Source organism: Microcystis aeruginosa NIES-2549, from assembly GCF_000981785.2.
Taxonomy (GTDB): Bacteria; Cyanobacteriota; Cyanobacteriia; order Cyanobacteriales; family Microcystaceae; genus Microcystis; species Microcystis aeruginosa_C.
This window is the reverse complement of record NZ_CP011304.1, coordinates 2,005,224-2,027,492: the sequence shown is the minus strand read 5'-3', so window position 1 is coordinate 2,027,492 and position 22,269 is coordinate 2,005,224. Positions and strand designations below refer to the sequence as shown.

The 22,269-nt window shown below is 42.8% G+C and carries 23 protein-coding genes; 12 read left to right on the top strand and 11 right to left on the bottom strand.

Features of this window, described 5'->3' with window-relative positions:
• Positions 1 to 136 precede the first annotated feature (136 nt).
• The 4 genes from hisIE to myaer_RS21995 form a co-directional block, all read right to left on the bottom strand.
• On the bottom strand, positions 137 to 772 hold the full coding sequence (gene hisIE / locus myaer_RS09960; protein ID WP_002751320.1) for a bifunctional phosphoribosyl-AMP cyclohydrolase/phosphoribosyl-ATP diphosphatase HisIE: 636 nt from the start codon (positions 770 to 772) through the stop codon (positions 137 to 139).
• 163 nt (positions 773 to 935) lie between these two features.
• Entirely contained in the window at positions 936 to 1,817 is an 882-nt protein-coding gene (locus myaer_RS09955; protein WP_046661977.1) for a glycosyltransferase family 2 protein, read from the bottom strand.
• 288 nt (positions 1,818 to 2,105) lie between these two features.
• Positions 2,106 to 2,744 carry a PEP-CTERM sorting domain-containing protein gene (locus myaer_RS09950; protein ID WP_052734175.1) on the bottom strand — a complete coding sequence of 213 codons (639 nt, stop codon included), beginning with the start codon at positions 2,742 to 2,744 and terminating at the stop codon, positions 2,106 to 2,108.
• Positions 2,745 to 3,611: 867 nt separating this feature from the next.
• On the bottom strand, positions 3,612 to 4,328 hold the full coding sequence (locus myaer_RS21995; protein WP_235614837.1) for a PEP-CTERM sorting domain-containing protein: 717 nt from the start codon (positions 4,326 to 4,328) through the stop codon (positions 3,612 to 3,614).
• Between the two features lie 656 nt (positions 4,329 to 4,984).
• Between myaer_RS21995 and myaer_RS09940 the strand changes: the two genes are divergently transcribed.
• The 6 genes from myaer_RS09940 (at position 4,985) to myaer_RS09915 (ending at position 9,864) form a co-directional block, all read left to right on the top strand.
• On the top strand, positions 4,985 to 5,596 hold the full coding sequence (locus myaer_RS09940) for an IS607 family transposase (RefSeq protein ID WP_046661976.1): 612 nt from the start codon (positions 4,985 to 4,987) through the stop codon (positions 5,594 to 5,596).
• A gap of 136 nt (positions 5,597 to 5,732) precedes the next feature.
• Positions 5,733 to 6,749: a thiamine phosphate synthase gene (locus tag myaer_RS09935; protein ID WP_046661975.1), complete on the top strand. Its 1,017-nt coding sequence runs from the start codon at positions 5,733 to 5,735 to the stop codon at positions 6,747 to 6,749.
• Positions 6,750 to 6,885: 136 nt separating this feature from the next.
• A complete protein-coding gene (gene thiS, locus myaer_RS09930; protein ID WP_002743890.1) occupies positions 6,886 to 7,095 on the top strand; it encodes a sulfur carrier protein ThiS in 210 nt (69 codons plus the stop codon).
• A 33-nt stretch (positions 7,096 to 7,128) separates the two neighbouring features.
• Entirely contained in the window at positions 7,129 to 8,265 is a 1,137-nt protein-coding gene (locus myaer_RS09925; protein WP_046661974.1) for an anhydro-N-acetylmuramic acid kinase, read from the top strand.
• Positions 8,262 to 9,032 carry a peroxiredoxin-like family protein gene (locus myaer_RS09920; protein ID WP_046661973.1) on the top strand — a complete coding sequence of 257 codons (771 nt, stop codon included), beginning with the start codon at positions 8,262 to 8,264 and terminating at the stop codon, positions 9,030 to 9,032. Before myaer_RS09925 ends, myaer_RS09920 begins: the two co-directional genes overlap by 4 nt.
• Before the next feature lie 532 nt (positions 9,033 to 9,564).
• Complete coding sequence (locus myaer_RS09915; RefSeq protein ID WP_046661972.1) at positions 9,565 to 9,864, top strand: ferredoxin; 300 nt, start codon at positions 9,565 to 9,567, stop codon at positions 9,862 to 9,864.
• 270 nt (positions 9,865 to 10,134) lie between these two features.
• Here the strand turns inward: myaer_RS09915 and myaer_RS09910 are convergent, their stop codons facing one another.
• The gene (locus myaer_RS09910) at positions 10,135 to 11,079 is read right to left on the bottom strand and encodes a PhzF family phenazine biosynthesis protein (RefSeq protein WP_046661971.1); all 945 of its coding nucleotides are present in this window, start codon (positions 11,077 to 11,079) and stop codon (positions 10,135 to 10,137) included.
• A 294-nt stretch (positions 11,080 to 11,373) separates the two neighbouring features.
• Positions 11,374 to 11,847 (bottom strand): hypothetical protein, encoded by a 474-nt coding sequence (locus tag myaer_RS09905; RefSeq protein WP_002784701.1) that lies wholly within the window; start codon positions 11,845 to 11,847, stop codon positions 11,374 to 11,376.
• 61 nt (positions 11,848 to 11,908) lie between these two features.
• On the opposite strand from myaer_RS09905, the gene myaer_RS09900 reads away from it, so the two are divergent.
• From myaer_RS09900 to ligA, 3 genes are all read left to right on the top strand, one after another.
• Positions 11,909 to 13,231, top strand: a complete 1,323-nt coding sequence (locus myaer_RS09900; RefSeq protein WP_046661970.1) for an aminopeptidase P N-terminal domain-containing protein — start codon at positions 11,909 to 11,911, stop codon at positions 13,229 to 13,231.
• 172 nt (positions 13,232 to 13,403) lie between these two features.
• Positions 13,404 to 13,970 carry a Uma2 family endonuclease gene (locus myaer_RS09895; protein ID WP_046661969.1) on the top strand — a complete coding sequence of 189 codons (567 nt, stop codon included), beginning with the start codon at positions 13,404 to 13,406 and terminating at the stop codon, positions 13,968 to 13,970.
• Between the two features lie 14 nt (positions 13,971 to 13,984).
• A complete protein-coding gene (gene ligA / locus myaer_RS09890; RefSeq protein WP_046661968.1) occupies positions 13,985 to 15,994 on the top strand; it encodes an NAD-dependent DNA ligase LigA in 2,010 nt (669 codons plus the stop codon).
• A gap of 4 nt (positions 15,995 to 15,998) precedes the next feature.
• On the opposite strand, the gene myaer_RS09885 is transcribed toward ligA, so the two are convergent.
• Positions 15,999 to 16,844 carry a DUF2442 domain-containing protein gene (locus myaer_RS09885; protein WP_046661967.1) on the bottom strand — a complete coding sequence of 282 codons (846 nt, stop codon included), beginning with the start codon at positions 16,842 to 16,844 and terminating at the stop codon, positions 15,999 to 16,001.
• 2 nt (positions 16,845 to 16,846) lie between these two features.
• Positions 16,847 to 17,119, bottom strand: coding sequence for a DUF4160 domain-containing protein (locus tag myaer_RS09880; RefSeq protein WP_235614836.1), 273 nt, complete (start codon positions 17,117 to 17,119; stop codon positions 16,847 to 16,849).
• A 166-nt stretch (positions 17,120 to 17,285) separates the two neighbouring features.
• Between myaer_RS09880 and sppA the strand changes: the two genes are divergently transcribed.
• Entirely contained in the window at positions 17,286 to 18,107 is an 822-nt protein-coding gene (gene sppA, locus myaer_RS09875; RefSeq protein ID WP_002793030.1) for a signal peptide peptidase SppA, read from the top strand.
• 68 nt (positions 18,108 to 18,175) lie between these two features.
• Positions 18,176 to 18,577, top strand: a complete 402-nt coding sequence (aroH, locus tag myaer_RS09870; protein WP_046661965.1) for a chorismate mutase — start codon at positions 18,176 to 18,178, stop codon at positions 18,575 to 18,577.
• A 16-nt stretch (positions 18,578 to 18,593) separates the two neighbouring features.
• On the opposite strand, the gene myaer_RS09865 is transcribed toward aroH, so the two are convergent.
• A complete protein-coding gene (locus myaer_RS09865; RefSeq protein WP_046661964.1) occupies positions 18,594 to 19,487 on the bottom strand; it encodes an alpha/beta fold hydrolase in 894 nt (297 codons plus the stop codon).
• Between the two features lie 58 nt (positions 19,488 to 19,545).
• Between myaer_RS09865 and myaer_RS09860 the strand changes: the two genes are divergently transcribed.
• A complete protein-coding gene (locus tag myaer_RS09860) occupies positions 19,546 to 20,394 on the top strand; it encodes an alpha/beta fold hydrolase (protein WP_046661963.1) in 849 nt (282 codons plus the stop codon).
• Positions 20,395 to 20,436: 42 nt separating this feature from the next.
• On the opposite strand, the gene myaer_RS09855 is transcribed toward myaer_RS09860, so the two are convergent.
• Both myaer_RS09855 and myaer_RS09850 read right to left on the bottom strand, forming a co-directional pair.
• The gene (locus myaer_RS09855) at positions 20,437 to 21,612 is read right to left on the bottom strand and encodes a lipid-A-disaccharide synthase-related protein (RefSeq protein WP_046661962.1); all 1,176 of its coding nucleotides are present in this window, start codon (positions 21,610 to 21,612) and stop codon (positions 20,437 to 20,439) included.
• 16 nt (positions 21,613 to 21,628) lie between these two features.
• A complete protein-coding gene (locus tag myaer_RS09850) occupies positions 21,629 to 22,072 on the bottom strand; it encodes a cobalamin biosynthesis protein (RefSeq protein ID WP_071846451.1) in 444 nt (147 codons plus the stop codon).
• Positions 22,073 to 22,269 lie beyond the last annotated feature (197 nt).

The following is a 22,269-nucleotide window of genomic DNA, read 5'->3' as shown; positions in this document are numbered from 1 at the left end:
AGCGGTAGCGTAACATAATCGGGCGTTGGGTTTCATGCTTCAACCCAACCTACGTTCATCTTATATTTAATTCCACCCACCCACTTAAAACTGATAACTGATAACTGATAACTGATAACTGATAACTGATAACTGATTACCGGCGCCGGTCTTGCAGTTTTTTATAGACATCTCGCAGGGGGACTTGATGATAGGCGAGGGCGACGAGGGTATGATAAAAAAGATCGGCCACTTCTGCAGCAATAGCATCGCCATCATTATCTTTGCAGGCCATGACCACTTCTGCCGATTCTTCGCCGATTTTCTTGAGAATTTTGTTATCTCCCCCGGCCAAAAGTTTACAGGTGTAGGATTCCGGATGAGGATCGTCTCTGCGATCGCAAATTACCTTAAACAATTCCGAGAGGGTGTCGGCCGCTGGCGGTGATTTTTGCCAATTTACTTGATGAAAACAGCTTCTTTCGCCGGTATGACAGGCAATATCACCGATTTGCTCAATAGTCAGCAGGATAGCATCACTATCGCAATCGTAGCGAATTTGACGCACCTTTTGGATATGGCCCGAGGTGGCTCCTTTGTGCCATAATTCTTGACGAGAACGACTCCAATACCACGCTTCCCCGGTGGTGAGGGTTTTTTCGAGGGATTCCCGATTCATCCAGGCCATCATTAACACTGTAGCATCAAGATAGTCTTGAGCGATCGCTGGTACTAAACCCTGGGAATTATAAGCGATCGCGTCGAGGGGAATAGCGGAGAGTAAAGAGGACATCAGTTTTTCGCGGTCAAGAATTATGGTGGGACAAATTGCCCAAAGCTTAATTATATAGCCTTGAGGAATTCCCCTAAATGGCCGCAGAGAATTACATCAACGGTGAGTGAGGAAAGTTTACATTTCTTAAGATAGACAAGAAAATTTCTGTCCGACCACTTAATTAACAACAATCGGATGTCACCTCGATCGCTGGTTCCGATTCAATGATAATCTGATCATTAACGGTAAAATTCTCGGTTTTGATTTCTTCAGCTTTCAAAAGAATTAAATACTCATAAAAAGCCTGTAAAGTACACCAAGCAAAACCGGCTTTTCCGTCCCGGATTCCCCCTAAAATAAAGTACATATACAACCAACGCAAGAGGGGACGACAGGGTAAACGCAGGGATAAATCTTTTAAAGCGCGTCTTCTGGCCACTTCGTTATCACCAAAGAATAAATCCCACCATTTCACCGCACCATTTTCTAATTGAGAGAGAGTTTCTTTTGCTTCATCGCTAGAATAACGATTGTGTTTTTCTATCCAGCGACTTAAACCTTTACTACAGGTGTAATGGGGATAGGTTTCTTGCAGAAAACCGGTTGCTCCTAGACAAACTTCTCTTTCCGTGTGACCATAATCGGAAAACCAGACCTGTCCTTTTTTCAATAAACGCAATTGATAGCGGGGATACTGGGTACTGTGACGAATCCATCTCCCCATAAACATCACCCTTTCGGCCGCGTAATAACCCACATTATCCGGGGATTTTATTGCCTGTAAACATTCTCGGAATAACTGCGGGGTCATCCGTTCATCAGCCTCTAAAATATACACCCATTCGTGTTTAGTGAGAATAGAACGTAACATCCAGCTGCGTTGTTCTCCGTGACTTTCAAAAGTGTGTTGGATAACCCGGACGGGATAACGTTGGGCAATCTCCACAGTGCGATCGTTACTAAAGGAATCCACCACAATAATATCATCAGATAGTTGTGCCGATTCAATACAGGCGGCGATATCGATTTCTTCGTTATGGGTAAGGATGTAGATAGAGAACATGGGCGATGATTTAAGGGATAAAGTTAAAAGAAAAAAGGAAAAAGGAAAAAAATATCTATACTCTAATTTTCTGGAAAGATGAAGATTTGGCCCCAGAAGTCCCCTTTTTCAAGGGGGGCAGGGGGGAGCAAACGACCTGTTGATTAAACACAAAAATCAGGTCAAGACCTGCGTTAAAATCAATACTTAAGGGAAAGCTAAAAGCTAGAAATCCCCCCAGGGCATCCAACCTTTAGCTGTTCTTGTTCAACGTCACAGTTATCAATGTGTGCAAGACATTGGTAACTGTTATTTTTGCTTCTTGAAGCGGGAAACCAATCCTAAACCACCCACTGCCAAAAGTCCGAGGATAGTACCCGGTTCGGGGACGGTTTGGGTGTAGGCGTTTTCGATACCAGAAAGTGCAGCTGAATCGGTGGGAGTCCATGAATCGAGAACATAGATAGTTTGTCCTGAAAGGGAGCCGAAGTCTTCTTCACCGTTGAATGAATACAGGTCGGCAAGAAGGTTTGTACCATTTAGAGCATCGCCCCATACTTTTTTATTTACGTTGCAAGCACCACCCAGCAGATCGTCACAATCGCTATCTAATTCCACACCTGCGAATTCCTTAGGACCGTTGATTTGGAGCTTATAGGAAACACTTCCTGCTGTGTTTTCAAGGGGGTCGAACAGACCACCAAAATCGTAAGTAAGGCCAGACTGGGCGAATCTGAGGAAGCTATCTGGGGTGGTAAAACCATCGCACAGGATATCGGAGATCGTCTTGTCTCCTACCGTCCACGAACCGCCCGTGTTGCAGAATACTTGAACTGCTTGGGCAGAGGGAGCAACGAGTAGAGAACCGGCAACAGAGGAAAGGGTAGCGATGCCGATCGCTAGAGAGCCAGAAGCAAAGGTTTTGGTTAATTTGTTGGTTGTCATCATAACTGAATTATCCAGCGTTAATTGTGTGTCCTATAGCCATCAAAAGAAGTTAGGCAAGGGTTAAGCTTGCTGATAACTTTTTATTTGACTTGACAGAACTATAGCGAAAATTTTCAAAAAAAGTCAAGTGTTTTATAAAACTTTTTTTGGCAATTTTTATCTATTTTTTCGTCCAATTTATAGGAGTTTTTCTTAAACATAACTACCCAAAAGTTAACAAATATACCCAAGCTTTTTGGTCAAAGTTGGACAGATATATAAGCTATAGTTTTAGAAAAATTCTCCAGTCATTACAAAATTTAATCAAGAGAGAGACAATATATAAAACTTCATGGTTTTGAACCTCAAAACTCGAGTTCGAGGGCAATACAGTAACGTCCTTTTGCTCCTATAAAAATGTCACCCGTGCGACCCTGGGACAAACTCAGGTTTTAAAAATACAAAAAATCCTGTTTAATACCTCTATCTAAAGGAGTATTATTAATTATCCTACTGTCTCAATTGGGACAATTCTGCCCCAATAAATTTCTTTAATTTAAAACCGAGTTATATATAGCGTTTTTCAGTCTGCTGAGGTACAAAAGTTATGGGTTTTAGGCAAAAGGCAAAAGGCAAAAGGAGGAATAAATAATCAGTCTTTAATAACTGGATTTAGTCTGATGTCCAGTTTTTAGGCGCGAGAATTGGTAGAAAACCCCAAAACCCTCTAACGACCTGTTGATTAAAAACAAAAATCAGGTCTTGGCTTGGGTTAGAATTAATACTAAAGGGAAAAGCTAAAAGCTAGAAATCCCCCCAGGGCATCTAACCTTTAGCTGTTCTTGTTCAACGTCACAGTTATCAATGTGTGCAAGACATTGGTAACTGTTATTTTTGTTTCTTGAAGCGGGAAACCAATCCTAAACCACCAACGGTGAGAAGTCCGAGGATAGTACCCGGTTCGGGGATAGAACTAGGGGGGTCTAGGTCTTGAGTGAAGCTGTTAGTGGAAGATTGTAATAGAGATTTACCATTGTCACCACTTGTGAAGGTATCGACCACTTTGATGGGACTAGCATTGAAAGACAGAATACTGCCAAAGGCCTCAGAGCCGTTTGTGGAAGTTAGGGTGATAAGCGGAGTACCACCTAGTGTGAAAACCTCCTTGGTAGCGAGATAATTTGTGCTTCCACCCGGTCCAGATATATCTGTATCGAATCTAATCGTATCGAAAACTAGGGGGGGGGTTGAAATAGCGACAATCTTGACTTTGTATTCCAATGTACCATTGGCAACACCCAAGCTATTTTCTTCACGAAAATTTACAGTCCAAACATCTTGATTGAGAATGAATCTCAGTGTATCGCCTACACCAACATCGCCACCGAAACTGAAATCGGAGAACAATTGGTCGCCAAGCTTAACAGAATCATATACCGTTGCGCCGATCGAGAGTCCGCCAAAAGCAATAGTAGCATTGACAAAACCATTGCCACCTACAAGTGGAACGGGAAAAGTACTAGCTTGAGCGGGGGTGGCCATAGCGGTGGCGATACCGAGGGTGGCCACACCGGAAAGGATTTTGGTTAATTTGTTTGTTGTCATTATAACTGAATTATTCATTGTTGATTATGTGTACTATAGCCATCAAAAAAATTTAGACAAGCGTTAAGCTCGCTGATAACTTTTTATTTGGCTTAACAGCAATATAACGAAATTTTTTCCCAAAAAACTTGTTTTTTGGGAAGTTTTTTGGGAAAATTTTGTATATAATTTGTCCAATTTATGGCAGTTTTTGTTAAACAAAATTACCCAAAAATGGACAAATATACCCAAGCTTTTTGGTGAAATTTGTACAAATAAATAAGCTATACTTTTTAAAAATATCTCCAGTGATTACAAAATTCAATCAAGAGAGAAAAAAAATATATAAAACTGAATAGTTTTGAGCCTTCAAACTGGAGTTCGACGGCCATCAACTCCCTAGCGGGAGGAAACGGCGACGAATTGCATTTGCGCCTAGAGCAACGTCTTTTTATACCTATAAAAATGTCCCCATTGCAGTCCTGTGACAAACTCAAATTTGAGAAAGACAAAAAATCCAGTTTAATATATCTATCTCAAGGAATATTATTAATTTTCCTAACTCATCTACAATCACCAATGAGAGATGATCAAAGTATGAAAGTGGACAACTGACTATCTCAAGTTGGACAATTCTCACCCGATAAATTTCTTTAATTTAAAACCGAGTTATAGATATGAATACCCTCATCACTATTCGAGAAGCTTCCGATTTGCTGGGAGTTAGCGTTAAAACCCTCCGGCGCTGGGAACAACAGGGGAAAATTTCCTCAATTCGTACCCCCGGCGGTCATCGCCGATTTCGACGACAAGACCTCTTACAATCAGGCCAAGCAAACCCATCTATTATTGGCTATGCTCGTGTTAATCGACCTGAACAAAAACCACAATTAGACGCCCAGATAAAAGCTTTAGAATATTTTTGTCATCAGCAGGGTCAACCCTTTGAAATTCTCATCGATATCGGCGATGGAGTCAGCTACAATCGCCCTAATTTTATGCGTCTAGTGGAGATGATTTGTCGCGGTGAGGTGAAATCTCTAGTTTTAACCCATGCGGAAACTGTTAGTCGCTTTTCTCATGATTTTATTTTGGGTTTGTGCAGTCTCTTTAAAATCCAAGTCATTCTCCTCAATCAACCCCATGAATCCATTGCAGCTGAGGATTTAGTGGACGATCTGCAAGCCCTCGTCACCATCTGTTACAATCGTCTCTACCCACTACATAACCCGGCTCATCAGCAATTGCTAGAATACCTAGGGGCGCTCAAGAATGTCCGTGCGGCTTAAAATTATTCTTGGCATCGGTTTCTTACCCCTCTTTTTAGCTGTCTGATGCTGCTTCTACTGTTCCCCGAACAAGGGCCAAGAATAGTAATATTTTAGCTGACGGCTGACGGCTATAATCACTCCCCATTGACGGCAAATGAAACTAGAAACCACGGCGATTAAACGGATTATCGATGCTAACCTTGACCGCGCTAGAGAAGGACTGCGAATTATCGAAGAATGGTGTCGTTTTGGCTTAGATAATCCCGATTTAGCCCAAGAATGTAAAGAAATGCGCCATCAATTAGCTAGTTGGCACTCGATCGATCTTAAACTACATCGGGACACAGCCGGCGATATCGGCAGGGATTTAAGCCATCCCAGGGAAGAAATCCGGGAGACTGTCGAGGGACTGCTGCAGGCCAATCTCGCTCGCGTACAGGAGGCTTTTAGGGTTTTAGAAGAATACGGTAAACTCTATGATCTAGAGCTAGGCATAGCCTGTAAACAGCTGCGCTATCGGGTTTATCAGCTAGAGAGTAAACTATTAATTTCTCCACCTCTGGAAAAACTGAAAGCATCTCCCCTCTATCTAGTCACTTCTCCTGCCGAAAATCTGCTAGAAATCGTCGAATTAGCCCTAAAAGGAGGTTTAAAATTGGTGCAGTACCGCCATAAAACCGCCGCTGATACCATTCGTTTAGAAGAAGCCGCTAAACTCTGCCAATTATGCCACCGTTACGATGCTTTATTTATTATGAACGATCGCGTCGATATTGCTCAGGCCATTCATGCTGATGGTGTTCACCTCGGCCAACAGGATGTACCGATTTCCCTAGCGCGGCAATTTCTCGGCCCGACGGCAATTATCGGCCGGTCCACCACTAATCCCCAAGAGATGGCCAAAGCAATCCAAGAAAAGGCCGATTATGTGGGAGTCGGTCCAGTTTATGCCACCCCCACCAAGGCGGGAAAAACTCCCGCAGGATTGGAATATGTCCGTTATGCGCGGGAAAATTGCCCTTTACCCTGGTTTGCGATCGGTGGTATTGATAGTAGTAACATTAAAGAGGTTTTAGAGGCAGGAGCGCAACGGGTGGCTGTAGTCCGGGCCATCATGGAAGCGCAGCACCCCGATGTGGTGACACAACAATTATTAACCCAATTAAAGTAGGGTGTGGGGAGGGGGGTGTAGGGTGTGGGGTGTGGGGAGAAAAAAGCTGTCTCCTGTCTCCTGAATACTGTCTCCTGAATACTGTCTCCTGTCTCCTGAATACTCCGATTAACTTGATTCGTTGATATCGAAATCCATGTCAGAAATAACCTTGCAAATCAACGGCAAAACTCAAACCTGTTTACCCGCAACTAAACTACCGCAAATGCTAGAAAATTTGGGCATGAATCCTCGGTTAGTTGCAGTGGAATATAACGGGGAAATCCTCCATCGTCAGTATTGGGAAAACACGGAAATCAAGGAGGGGGATCAATTAGAAATTGTTACTATTGTCGGAGGGGGATAAAATAATCAACAATCGACACTTGAGGGAAAAAACTTGTTAGTTATCGGTTTAATGAGTGGCACATCGGTGGATGGCATCGATACCGCTTTAGTGGAGATTAGCGGTACGGTGGAATCTCCACAGGTGCAGTTATTAGCAGGGGAAACCTATCCCTATTCCCCCCAATTACGCGAGACAATTTTACAAGTCTGTGGGGGAGAAAAGCTATCTATTGAAGCTTTAGCCAGCTTAGATGATGATATTGCCGCAGAATTTGCCCAAGCCGCCTTAAATATCCAAAAAGAAGCCCCAAAAGCCCAATTAATCGGCAGTCACGGTCAAACCGTTTTTCATCGACCCCCCGCAAACGATCGCCTCGGTTACACGGTACAATTAGGACGGGGAGCAGCGATCGCAAAAATTACCCGTATTCCCACCATTAGTAATTTTCGCGCTGCCGATATCGCCCAAGCTGGTCACGGTGCGCCCCTAGTGCCGAAAATTGACGCTTATCTGCTTTCTCACCCCACTAAAGCCCGCTGCGTCCAAAATATCGGCGGTATTGCCAATTTAACCTATCTACCCCCTCGACAAAGGAAAAATTGGCAGCAAAAAATTTTCGGTTGGGATACCGGCCCCGGCAATGTCCTTATCGATTTGGCCGTACAATTTTTGAGCCAAGGCCAACAAACCTACGACCATAACGGTCAATGGTCGTCCCAGGGTCAACCCTGCCCCGAATTAGTTCATAAATGGCTACAGGAGCCTTATTTTCAACAATATCCCCCTAAATCCACTGGCAGAGAGTTATTTAGTCCCGCCTATCTAGCCCAATTGCACCGGGATGCCCAAGCTTATTCCCTCGGTGATGCCGACTGGTTGGCTAGTTTAACCGATTTAACCGCCATTTCGATCGCCCACAGCTATCAAACCTTTTTGCCGGAAATGCCCGCAGAAGTGCTGCTCTGTGGTGGTGGCGCTCGCAATGCCTACCTGCGCCAACGACTCCTAACACATTTGGGGTCAAATGTCAAGCTTTTGACCACTGATGAGGTAGGATTAAATAGCGATTTTAAAGAAGCGATCGCTTTTGCCCTCTTGGCCTATTGGCGCTGGCACGATTTCCCCGGTAATTTACCGCAAGTCACGGGGGCAAAAGAGGAGGTTTTATTAGGAGAAATTTACAGATGAGCAGTAGCTATGAAATATTTTCAACAATTCAACGCCAAAGGGTCAGCGATGGGCAAATAGTGCCAATTTTAAGCGATTGTAGCGACTACAAACGTCTTTTAATTCTTGTTTGGCCGCAATTGGGAGATTTTGACAGTCTCGAATATGCTTGGTGGCTAGAAAAAGAGGCAGCCCTTTGGCAAAATGCCGGGATCACCATTCGTGCCATCGGTATCGGCGATCGCAATTCAGGCTTAAAATTCTCTGAATATACGAAATTTCGGCAAGATTGGCTTTTTGTTGACCCTAAAGCCGAATTACACGATTTATTAGGACTTTATCGGGGTTTATCGCTAAAATTACCCGGATTTTCTCCCGGACAAAATGCCTGGTTAAATCTAATTTTGATGTGTGCGGGTGTGGGTAGTCCGGGGACTCTGGCCGAAGTGCTGCGGGGTTATCTTGGCGATCGCAAAGCCCCCCAATTAATTGCCGAGGAGGAAACAATGCAAGCGCGGCCTTTACCACCTTTCCGGGGTTCCCTATTCAATCTTGCTGGGGGTCAAGGTTTTCAGCGACCTTTTGAATTAGCCACCCTGAGACTGCGTAATATGGGTCAAGTTTTGGGCAATTGGTCAACATATATCCCCGATAGTAGTTATCTCACCCAACGGGGAGGGACTTTTTTATTTGATAGTCAAGGAAATTTACTCTATGAGCATCGAGATGGAGGTATCTTGGGCTTTGCTGAGAATATGAGTTATCCTCTCGCTTTTTTGCAGGATTAAGCTTGTTTCTTCTCCATCTCGCCCACTCCTAACTCTTGCCTTTTAGCTTTTCTAGCTGATGGCTAAAAAACTTTAATGTTGTCCGACTACTTATTACCTAAAGATTGATGAAATTATTTGACGATTCATCCACAACTATCGGGAGTTATTTAGGGTCTGCTGAAAAAGTTTGTTGGTGGGGGCAGGGTGTGGGGTGTGGGGTGTGGGGTGTAGGGTTTTACCGATTTTGAGGTAGTCAGTTACCTAATTTTCAGGGAAAAAGTACCTGAATTTTACCCCCGATCCCTCCAATGGTCGGCACTTTTTGAGATCAAAAAAGTCTAAAAGCCTTATCCAACAAGGTTTTTAGACTTATTCAGCAAGCCCTATTTACTCAAGAGATAAGTAAATATTATTTTAAGTTTATTTAAGGCTGTCATTACTAATGGTAAGTTGAGCCGGGTAAATTTTCGCGTAGTATCAAAAAGGAAACTCATTCGACCCGTTTAGACTGAACGGGGAGAGAAGGGATTTTGAGACTGAGGAACAACCTATGGCAATTTATAAAGTCACCCTGATACATGAAGCTGAAAGACTTAAGACTACAATTAATGTTCCCGATAATGAGTACATTCTCGATGTAGCTGAAGAGCAAGGACTGGACTTACCTTATTCCTGCCGCGCTGGTGCTTGCTCCAGCTGTGCTGGTAAACTTATAAGTGGTAGTGTCGATCAATCCGAACAATCCTTCTTAGATAAGGATCAAATTGAAGCGGGTTATGTCCTCACCTGCGTCGCCCATCCTACCTCTAACTGTGTGATCGAAACTCACAAAGAAGAAGATTTGTACTAATTTAACTCAATATTCGGGCGTTAGATACTCCAACAATAATAGAGCGGGAACTGCAAGAGCGACAGTTCTCGCTTTATTTGTATTTTTGCCTCTTGACTCGAAAGTGATACTAAATCCGGTTATTCAAGAATGATTATTTATTCCCCCTTTTGCCGTTCGGACCTCGGATGTTCGGCGAGCTTTTGTCGAAGGCTGAGCTCACGGCCGAAGCCTATTGCCTATTGCCTTTTGCCTGTCCTGATATGTAGCCTATACTCAACAGATTTAGTATCACAATGACCCTTTTGTAGGGCTTTTTGTTTCCCCATCGGGAATTATCATCTTACCTTGGCAGACCAGAACTGATGCACCACCCACAGAAACTTCCGTAATTTTACGGTTGTTTTTCTGAAACTTTAATTGTAAACTGCTGGGTCTGCCCATTTCCACCCCCTGGATTATTGTCCATTGATTCATCCCTTCCCTAGAAGATTCTAACCCTCCTAGGTAGCCCGCTAAAGCGGCCACAGCCGAACCGGTGGCCGGATCTTCCATAACTCCTAAACCGGGGGCAAACATTCGGCCATAGAGACGAGATAGGGGAGATTCTAGGTCAAAACAGCAGACAAAAAGGGAATTAGCGGGGGATTGTCCCAATAATGATGACCAGAGAGTTAGATTTAGTTTTATTTTCCCTAAAATATCGCGATTTTTGACGGGTATGAATAAAAAAGGAAGGCCGCAGGAAAAGGCGCGGGGGGGATAACCGGGTAAGAAATCGGCAACGCTTAGGGAAAGAATCGCCGCTAAATCATCGAGAGCATAAGTATCCGTCACTAATTCTGGCAATTGTGCCACTTTTAACTCACTATAGACCGGTTTTTCCCCCTCCATGAGAATTTTTACCGGTACTAAACCGACTCCTTCCTCTAGATAAATCGTGGTTTCTCGGTAAGGGGGAATAGCACCGATTAGGGCTAAAATATAGGCTGTGCCGACGGTAGGATGCCCTGCAAAGGGTAATTCGGTACTGGGGGTGAAGATCCGGACTTTTTTAGTGCCTTGGGGCGTTTCTGGCGGAAAAACGAAGACTGTCTCCGAGAAGTTAAATTCGGCGGCGATTTTTTGCATCTGGGTGCGGGTTAATCCAGATGCTTCCGGAAAAACCGCCAAGGGATTACCGCCAAAAATGCAATCGCTAAAAACATCGGCGGTATAGTAGGAATAGGTAGGCACGCGGGGGATAGGGCAACAGTTATCGGAGAATTTTTTGATCTTACACCTATTTTCACCTCTGACCGCCCCCCGGTTGTCTGTCTAGGGATAGATACTCCTTGTCAGTCCTGTTGGTTTCTATTAAGAAATAATTAAAATACAGAGTTTTTCCTAAAGATAAGGTATGTCTTGAATCGTCTCGGAGTCTCCTATGGGAAAAACCACAAAGACACAAAGGACACAAAGATTGATCGCTCCTATATAAGTTAAACTCATAACACAAAGAATAAGAGAGCCTAACTGCTATAGACTCTACTACTTATTCGGTTCTAATCTGGCTAATAAACTGACTAACTTATCTCTGACGGAATTGTGGGTGTATTCGTCTTCAGGGTGGGGTTTTTGATGGGGTTTTTGAAAATAGGGACGTTCCCCGTATAATTGTCCCCATTTCACATCGACTCGGTGTACTAATTCATAGAGTAATTCTTGATTGTCTAAAATTTCTTCTAGGATTAACTCTAAAGCTTGAACGGGATTATCTAAATTTTGACTGACTTTGGTTAATTCTTCATCGACGATAAGCTGTAAAATTATCTGCAAAGCTCCCGAAGAATCCCCTAAATTAGCGGCAATAAATTGTTTAATCTCTGTGGTAACTTGCACCAATTTGGGGACGGGTGATTCCCCTTTGAGGAAATCCGCCCCCTCTTGAGCGATAAAATCTGCTAGGGTAAACTCACGCCTTTCGATGATATCTTGGGAAAAATCTGGTTCTTCAGGGGTCATAAACTAAAAAGATTAGCGATAATAGACTCTAAGACTTATTGTGACATTTTTAGGAATATCTATGAGCATCGATCGCAGAGAGTTTCAGCACCGTCGTCAGCAAGTAATGGAAAAAATCGGCAATGGAACCGCAATTTTTCGCAGTGCGCCCATGGCGGTCATGCACAATGACGTAGAATACACCTATCGTCAGGATAGTGACTTTTTTTACCTGACAGGATTTAATGAACCGGACGCGGTGGCGATTTTAGCACCCCATCACCCCGAACATCAGTTTATCCTGTTCGTGCAGCCAAAAGACCCCGAAAAAGAAACCTGGACCGGCTATCTCCACGGTGTGGAAGGAGCAAAGGAGATTTTTGGTGCTGATGAGGCCTATTCTATCCAAGAATTGGAGGAAAAATTACCCCAATATCTCGAAAAAGCCGAAAGAATTTATTATCATCTCGGACGGGACAAAACTTTTAATACAAATGTTCTCAATCACTGGCAAAAATTAATCGCCACTTTTCCCCGTCGCGGCACTGGACCGACTGCTTTAGAGGATACTAATTTTATTCTCCATCCTTTGCGCTTGCTGAAAACCGCAGCCGAATTGGACAATATTCGCCAAGCAACTGCTATTTCAGCACAGGCACATAATCGGGCCAGAGAATTTACCAAAGTTGGTCACTATGAGTATCAAATTCAAGCGGAAATCGAGCATACTTTTCGTCTAGAAGGGGGTATGGGTCCGGCTTATCCTTCTATTGTCGCTAGTGGTGCTAATGCCTGTATTCTGCACTATATCAACAATAATCGCCAAGTACAAGAAAATGAGCTTTTGTTAATTGATGCCGGTTGTGCCTACAATTACTATAACGGTGATATTACCCGCACTTTTCCCGTTAATGGTAAATTTACCCCCGAACAAAAAATTATCTATGAAATTGTTCTGGAAGCGCAATTAAAGGCGATTGAAGTGGTGAAAGCAGGTAATCCTTATAATCTTTTTCATGACACAGCCGTGAGGACAATTGTGGAGGGATTAATAGATTTAGGGCTATTGGTCGGCGATATTGATGAGATAATTAAAGAGGAAAAATATAAGCCTTTTTATATGCACAGAACTGGTCATTGGTTAGGATTAGATGTCCATGATGCAGGAGGTTATAAAGTTAACGAAGAAACTTGGCAAACTTTGCAGCCTGGTCATGTTTTAACCGTGGAACCGGGTATTTATATCGCCACCGATATTAAACCAGCTGAAGGACAGCCAGAAGTGCCGGAAAAATGGCGAGGTATCGGTATCCGTATCGAAGATGATGTGTTAGTTACTGCCACAGGAAATGAGGTTTTAACTGCAACAGTTCCCAAAAAAGTTGAGGATATCGAATCTAAGTAAAAAGCTAGGTGTTAAAAATTGTCAGTTCCCCCCTAACCCTAGGGTTGATTCATAGTAGGGTTGATTCATGGTAGGGTTGATTCATGGTAGGGTTGATTTATAGTAGGGTTGATTCATGAATCAACCCTACCCCCCTTAAGGAGATTCAATTAAGTTTTTTTTAGAGATTATTATGGTTGCTACCCAACAAAAAATATATACCTTTACAGAATATTTAAATTATCAGGACTCCACAGATAATAAATACGAATTATTTAACGGAGAATTAATTACCATGCCTCCTGCTAGTGGCTTTCATGCTTTGATACTTAGATATATATTTAAGGTGTTAGAAAGGGAAATAGAGAGGCTACAATTAGACTGGCAAGTTATGCCCGCTACTGTAGGAATTCGCACCGATAAAGCTAAATCGAGAATCCCAGACTTAATGATTTTAACTGCTGAACAATGTCAAGAGATTAGAAATATGACCACAGCAGTGATTGAATTTCCTCCCCTCTTAGTTGTAGAAATTGTTAGCCCGGGTAATGCCGATGATGACTACCGTTATAAGCGTTCAGAATATGCGGTGAGAGGCATTCCTGAATACTGGATTATCGATCCTATGTCCCTAAAAATATCGGTTTTAACCCTGATTTCGGGATTTTATGAACTGGCAGAATTTCACAACGAAGATAGAATAATATCGGTGACATTTCCCGATTTACAATTAACTCCTCAAATGGTTTTTGCACAGTAGCATTATTAACGATTATGACTATCCCCTTAGAAATCCAACAACGTTGCCAACAACTAAAAACAGAACTACAAAGAGCCAGTTATGCTTATTATGTTCTTGATGATCCTTTTATACCCGATAGCGTTTATGATCAACTTTATCGGGAATTAGAGGACATAGAAAAGCGTTATCCCCAATTAATCACCCCCGATAGTCCCACCCAAAGAGTCGGAGATAAAATCTCTAGTCAATTCGTTTCTGTCCGTCATAATATTCCCCTCTATAGTCTCGAAAATGCCTTTAACCTCGAAGAATTAAATAAATGGGGCAGCCGTTGGCAAAGATATGTAAATGAAACCCAAGACACAGAATATGTGTGTGAATTAAAAATCGATGGTTCCGCATTAGCTTTAACCTACGAAAACGGCTTTTTAGTCAGAGGTGTTACTAGAGGGGATGGAGTCACTGGCGAAGATATTACCCCCAATGTGCGGACAATTCGCTCTATTCCTTTACGCTTAAATATAGACAATCCCCCGGCAATTGTGGAAGTGCGCGGCGAAGCTTTTTTACCCCTCGATACCTTCGATAAAATCAATCAAGAAAGAGAAGAAAAAGGGGAATCTCTCTTTGCTAATCCCCGCAATGCGGCAGCAGGAACCCTACGACAATTAGATCCGAAAATAGTTGATAAAAGACGCTTACAATTTTTTGCCTATACCCTGCATTTAGACGATAACCATATCACTACTCAATGGCAATCCTTAGATAGATTAAAAACCATGGGATTTCTGGTTAATCCCCACCGTCAACTCTGTCCATCCCTGCAAGAAGTGGCGCAATACTATCAAGATTGGCAAGAAAAACGTCATCAATTAGCCTACATGACCGATGGTGTCGTAGTCAAAATCAACGATTTACAGCGACAAAATCGCTTAGGATTCACCCAAAAATTCCCCAGGTGGGCCATCGCTTTAAAATATCCAGCCGAAGAAGTCCCCACGGTAGTTAAAGATATTATCGTCAATGTGGGACGCACCGGCGCAGTCACACCCATGGCGGTGATGGAACCGGTACAGGTAGCAGGAACCACCGTACAAAGGGCTACTTTACATAATAGCGATCGAGTGGCCGAATTAGATATCCGAGTCGGTGACACGGTAATTATCCGCAAAGCGGGGGAAATTATCCCGGAAGTGGTGAGAATCCTACCAGAATTGCGTCCTAGCCAGACTTTACCTTTCCAGATGCCCACTAATTGCCCTGAATGTCAATCTCCCCTAGTCCGTCCGGTGGGGGAAGCGGTGACGCGCTGTGTTAATAGTTCCTGTCCAGCGATTTTGCGGGGAAGTGTGGTACATTGGGCCAGTCGCGATGCTCTCGATATCCGGGGATTAGGGGAAAAAGTGGTAATTTTGCTGATTGAACAGGGATTAGTTACCGCCATTTCTGACCTCTACAGCCTCGAAAAAACGGAAATTGCCAAATTAGACCGAATGGGCGATAAATCCGCCTTAAATTTGATTACAGCTATGGCTCAAAGCAAAAATCAAAGCTGGTCGAGGGTACTTTATGGGCTAGGAATTCGCTATGTGGGCAGCGTTAACGCCAAAATTCTCGCCGAAAGTTTTCGGACAGTGGAGGAGTTAGCTAACGCCAGCGTGACTAATTTAGCCTCTGTCTATGGTATCGGTGAAGAAATCGCTCAATCGGTCTATGATTGGTTTAGAATCGCCGCTAATCGGGATTTAGTCGCTAAATTACAGGCAGCGGGTTTACAATTTGCCGCAGCAGCAAAAACCACCACCACGAAAGCGACTTTAGCAGGGAAAACCTTTGTGATTACTGGCACTTTACCAACTCTCAAACGGGAGGAAGCGAAAGAATTAATCGAAAAAGCTGGGGGGAAAGTGACGGGTTCTGTCAGCAAAAAAACCGATTATTTAGTGCTAGGAGAAGCGGCGGGTTCTAAGCTAGAAAAAGCCCTAGAATTGGGCATTACTCAGCTAACCGAAGCACAATTACTCGAATTAATCAAGGGTTAAAAGCTTAAGATTGGAGCAAATCTACTGAAGTATTATCGATTAACCCAGCAACAGCATCAAGATAATCATTAAGTTCCATTTTGTGAGCTTGGGCAAATAAATTAAGGGTTTCTACCTTTGTTCCTTCTCCCTGTTCAATGCGTCTCACTTGACGCTCGGATACTCCTATAATATCTGATTGTCGCAGTTGATGCTGTTTGCGTAAAGAGGCAATCGCTCGACCAAAAATCTGATCATGTTTTAATTTAATCGCTGCAAACTTTTGTTTTGCTTTTGGTTCAATCACACTCAAAAAAGCCTCTATATCAAGATGAATGTCCACGACTGGCCAATGAATATAACTACCATCTTCTGCTATGATAAACTTCTCTCTTTCTTCTAGAGGAATACGCTGTAAAGCTGGCATAGATGCAAAGGGAATTTCTAGCTCATTGAGATCACAGCGACTGATTAATAAACTTTCCTCAATAACTAAAGCTGTGGCGATTAAATGCTCTTGCGCTCCCCAACTCCAAGCATTAATCACCCTTGTCGGTAAAGTAAAATCTCGATAAACGAGGGTATTTCGCAGGGTGCGTAAATTGGCCCGTTTAAATAGTTGCGGCAAGCAGATAGAATCAATGTCTGCTCGGATAAAAAGACCTCGCAGATGATGTTTATCATTAGCATTTCTGGCAATATCTGACACTGATTTTAAACCGTTCAAAGAAGTACAAATAAAGATGTTTTTTAAAGAATCAATATTCTTTAAATCTGGTAAAGAAAGAATCTGCACAGATTGAAACTCTGGCAAGAAATTATAAATTTCTTTATCCTCAATTATAACAGTAATTTCTGGCTTATTTAACATAATTAATTCTCCCAGGTACAGACCTTTGCCTCCCATTCAATCAGGAGTGTAGAACGATTGGCTAAAACGTGGTCGAGTATTTGCTTTTTTTCCTTACTAGATATTTTGGCATTGGCGGGCCATTTCACCTGAAAATTTAGACCATTTTCTTGATTACAAAGTAAGAAAAAAACTCTAATTTCCCATTGGCCCGGTTTACGAACATGAAAATGAGGTGGCCAATGATCGTGAGAATTGAAAAACAGATCTAAGCCATCTAAATTAAAGGATTCCACCTTGCCCAAATCTTCACCTCGCCTACCTCAACTCTGGTCACTTAATGCTATTATACACTTAACCAGACATTTTGTCCTTAAATTCTGAAATATAATGTCTGCTTAACCTAGAACGATCAAAGCGTTAGATTAGAAAGAGTCCTTTTTTGAGAGATATTTAAACCTGATGGTCTGGCCTTTTAAACCGAAAACCCGCAAACAAATCGCTCGAATAGAAATTACAGGTGCAATTGCCTCCGATACCCGCAAAAGGGTCTTAAAAGCCCTAGAAATCGTCAAAGAAAGGCAATATCCCGCCCTACTTCTCCGCATTGACTCCCCCGGGGGAACCGTGGGGGATTCCCAGGAAATTTATGAAGCATTGAAGCGGTTACAAAAAACCACGAAAATAATCGCTAGTTTTGGCAATATTTCCGCCTCTGGTGGCGTTTATATCGGTATGGGGGCTAATTATATTATGGCTAACCCCGGCACGATTACTGGCTCGATCGGTGTTATCCTGAGAGGGAACAATCTGGAAAGATTGTTGGATAAGGTGGGAGTTTCGTTTAAAGTGATTAAATCTGGCCCCTATAAAGATATTCTCTCCTTCGATCGAGAATTAACTGATGAAGAAGAAAGAATTCTCCAAGATATGATCGATACCAGTTATCAGCAATTTCTGCAAACCGTCGCCGGAGCCAGAAATTTAGATGTCAATCAGGTGAAAAGTTTTGCCGATGGGCGCATTTTTACCGGTCAACAGGCGTTAGAATTAGGAGTGGTCGATCGCCTGGGAACCGAGGAAGATGCCCGACTTTGGGCGCTAGAATTGGCAGGATTACCCCCAGATAAAACTAAATGTCAGACTATCGAAGAACCGAAACCCCTCCTCAGTCGTCTGACGGGCAATCGTTCCCAAATACCCCCAGGATTACAAAAAACCCTACAGCGTCTAGAATTTGAATTGGAAGTTAACGGACAACTATTGTGGTTATACCGCCCCTGATGGCCAGATTAAAGTCGAGAAAAAGGGCGCGTTAACCCCTAAAATTGACTCATCAGGATTAGCGGAGGATGACAATCGTGCAGTGGAAGGTTCGAGCCATTCGGGGAGCGACGACAGTAACGGTTAATACTATTGAAGCTATACGAGAAGCAGTAACAGAACTCCTCGAAGCGATCGAAATTCACAATAGTCTCGACCCCGATGATATTGTTAGTGTTATCTTTACGGCAACTCAGGATTTAGACGTGATTTTCCCCGCTGCTATCGCTCGCGAACGTCCCCATTGGCAAAATGTCCCCCTCCTCGATGTGCAACAGATGCAGGTCGCTGGTAGTCTGGACAAGTGTATTCGCGTAATTCTCCACGTTAATACTCTCAAACTACAAGGGGAAATGCAGCACGTCTATCTCCGGGGGGCGAAAAATCTTCGCCCCGATTGGCAGATTTCTCCAGTAACTATTAATCGCTAAAATCTTCGATAACTGACTAAATCCCCATTTCCGACAGCCAACTCAAAATTAATTGATTAACTTTTTCGGGATGTTCATCGTGGGGACAGTGACCAGCTTTGGCAATCGGATAAAATTGGGTATTATCTCCCATTTTAGCTCTTTCTTGGTAAATTACCGAACCGGCGATCGGTGTCCAAGGGTCATCCTCTCCCCAGAGTACCAATAAAGGGCGATCGATTGGCGGTAATAATTCCTGGGGAGAAGGTCCGGGGGGTGCTGTCAACACCGATGCAAACACTCCCCACGCACCCGCATCACAGGAGGGTTGATAGAGAATTTCGACTAATTCCTCGGTAATCGCGGTATGATCCCGATAAACTTGTTTTAAGGTGTTCCGGATGCGATTTTTCTGTCTTACCTGTTCAAAAATAAACTTTCCTGTCACGGGGGAACTAACTAAACCGGTAAAGGCAGCCATGATTAAACGCAAAGGGAAATTTAATTCTTCGGGACGATGGTTTAATCCTCCGGCACAGTTAATAATTACGCCTCCGGCAGTGATTTCGGGAGATTCTGCCATCAGCATTAAGGTAATCAGTCCCCCGATGGAATTACCGACAAATACGGTCGGTTTTGCGATTTTTTCCCGCCAAAAGTCTTGTATTTGCTGCTGCCAAAGGTTGAGACTATAATCTAAAGCGGGCTTATCCGCACCCCCAAATCCCAAGAGATCTAGGGCATAGACTTGATAGCCATTTTCCGCTAAAACGGGGATATTTTTGCGCCAATGACCGATAGATGCCCCAAAACCGTGAATTAATACTAGGGGTTGTCCTTCTCCCCGCACGGTGTAGGGGATGGTGTGACCTTGCCATGTCCAAGACAATTGCTCTAAGCTAGTGGCAGTGAGGGGCGATTGTAGTGCCATTGTATGAAGTTTTATTAAGTGATATTTAAATTATAGAATAAAAATCGGTCGAGAATTTATGCCACAACGCCAGACTTTTACCAATAACTCGATGGAAATTTCCTATTTACAATGGAGCGATCGAGGTATACCTCTATTATTATTGCACGGCATGGCGGATCATGCTTTGGTTTGGTCAAGTTTGGGCGATTATTTAAGCTCAAATTATCAAGTTATTGCTCCAGATTTGCGGGGACATGGGGAAAGCGATAAACCGGCAACTGGTTATCACTTTCAGGATTATATCAGCGATTTAAGGGCTTTAATTAATCATTTAGGTTGGACGCAAGCACATATTTTAGGTCATTCTTGGAGTGCTAAAATAGCGGCAATTTGGGCAACTAAACAGCCGGAAGTATTTAAGAGTTTAATTTTAGTCGATCCCTTTTTTATCGATAAAATGCCTAGTTGGATGAGGATAACTTTTCCAATTCTCTATCAAGTTTTGCCCTTTTTAAAGATTACTCGTTCCTTTGATAGTTATCAGAGCATAGAAGCGATCGCTCGTCAATTAAAACAATATAAAGGTTGGTCAAATTTACAGCAAGAGGTGTTTAAAAATGCCATCGAACAAAAAGCGGATGGCAGTTGGAGCAGTAAATTTACTTTATCGGCACGCGGGGAAATTTTTGAGGATGTCATGGGGTTTGCCGGATTAACTAAAGCTTTAGATATTCCCAGTTTATTGATCCTTCCTCAACAGGGATTAAATCGCACTGCTTGGCAAATTCAATCCTATAAAAAGTATTTAAAGTCTCTAGAAATTAAAAAGATACCGGGTAATCATTGGGCATTTTTAGGGGAACCTGAAACTTTTAATCAAGCGGTGGCTGAGTTTTTATCCGTTCAGGAAAATGACGATGTTTAATTAGAAGGTAATTGAGTTAATTTTAAGCTGGATTACGCTGCCCTAACACCCTAAGTTTATATAAATTTCCTCGGCAATCTTCCTGCTACCTCCGGACTCTCCCACTCTAATTTTGCCATTCTCTAAACATCTGTGTAAATAACGAGAATCTGCCAAAATATCGATAATTTTAACCGCAGCATTTTTAAATAAATTTACCTCCGTGGGTTTCTTTCCAATAGTTATCACCGATTCCCCTAATAAGCGCATTTGTGCCTCAGCAAAAGGGTAGGTAAATTGGGGACCAAATCCGGGTATTTGTAGGACGGGTTTTCCTAATCCTACCGCTTGTTCTACTGCTGTCCCCGCCATGGCTAAACAAGCGTCACAATGGTGTAGAATATCGGCAAAAGCATCACGATAACAGCACAATAAAGCCCCATTTTTCTCTAATTTTCCCGCTCCTAAATAATGCCATCCCTCTTGTTTAGCCAAATTTTCTAAGTCGGTTTCTCTGATGCTAGGAATGATAGCAGCCCGAAACTGCATCGGTTTAATTTTAACTATTTCCTCACAGACTTTTAACTGTAAAGCTAAATTACTCAAAGCTTCAGGTAAACGACTCCCCGCTAATAAAGCAATCATGGGAATTTGACTATCTAATTCTAAATCTTTACCCGTTGGTGTTAACACATCCATAATTGGATAACCAGCAAAAATCGCTTTTTTAATACCCCGATTTTGTAAATCTGTTGCTGTATATTTATCCCTAGTGAAAACCCTTAAACAATTCTTCGATCTTAAGCATAATTCTGTGAGTAAAGGTAATTTAATTGTACCTTCGTAATAACTGGAAGTAGAAACAATAAAAGCCACAAAAGGACGACCGGTTAAACGAGCGATCGCAATCGGCACAATATCCCCCACTGCTATCAATAAATCACAATTCTTGCTAACTTTAAAAGCTGCCTGAATTTGTTTAATAGTTAGACTAATTAATCCCGCGCCAATATCTTTAATCCAATTAAAAGGATTGGTATAAATAATTCCCCCCGATGGCATAGTGGCAGTGGGGGCAATAATTGGTACTGGCAATTTTTGATAAGCTTTTCCCTCTCCCACTAAAGGCAAAGCAGCTATAGATAATTGGGGCTGAATTTTTTGTAATTCCCCCACAATTAAACTAGCATTTAAATCCTCGCCATGACCATTACTAAGAAATAAAACCTGTTTAAGCATCGATTTGGTATCCTCTCTATTCCCTTGCTGCCAAAGAAACCGCCACCGTCACCGATTTGGCTTCTATTTGCTTGCTAACTAGCAAAATCTCGCCCATTTTTAAAGCGGCAGCCTCAGCGACGCTAGGGGTTCCCCCTTTCTTCTTGACAATAGCTGAGGGATTGGGGACCTTAATATCTCTCAACTCCTGGGCAGTAAAAGTTTTTAGGGGCAATCCTTTCTCCTGACAGTAGGCAATTAAACCCCGTTCATCAGCTTTGATGTCAAGGGTGGCGATACCAGCAATAGCGGCTAAAGAGAGGTGATAACGCTGAAAAACAGCCCTAATTGCCCTATCTATGACCGCTTTCTCCGTGCCACGGATGCAACCTATGCCTAGCCATAATAATCGTCCATGGCATTGCACTTTTGCCCCGGAAGAATCGGCGGGTGAGTGGAAAGCAGGGGAAGCGCCAGTCATCATCGGTGTTGCCTCTAATTGTTGCGGGATTAGGGTTGCCAACGGGGAGAATCACCTTGGGGCTTTTTGGTCAGCTAAAAAACATCGAAGAGAGGGTTCGTAAATTAATGTAAAGAAGATGGATTGTTTCTCGCCGCTCCCCGATACCTTTTAAACAGGATTTAGTTTAATACATCTGTGCTACTAGAGCGCAGAAT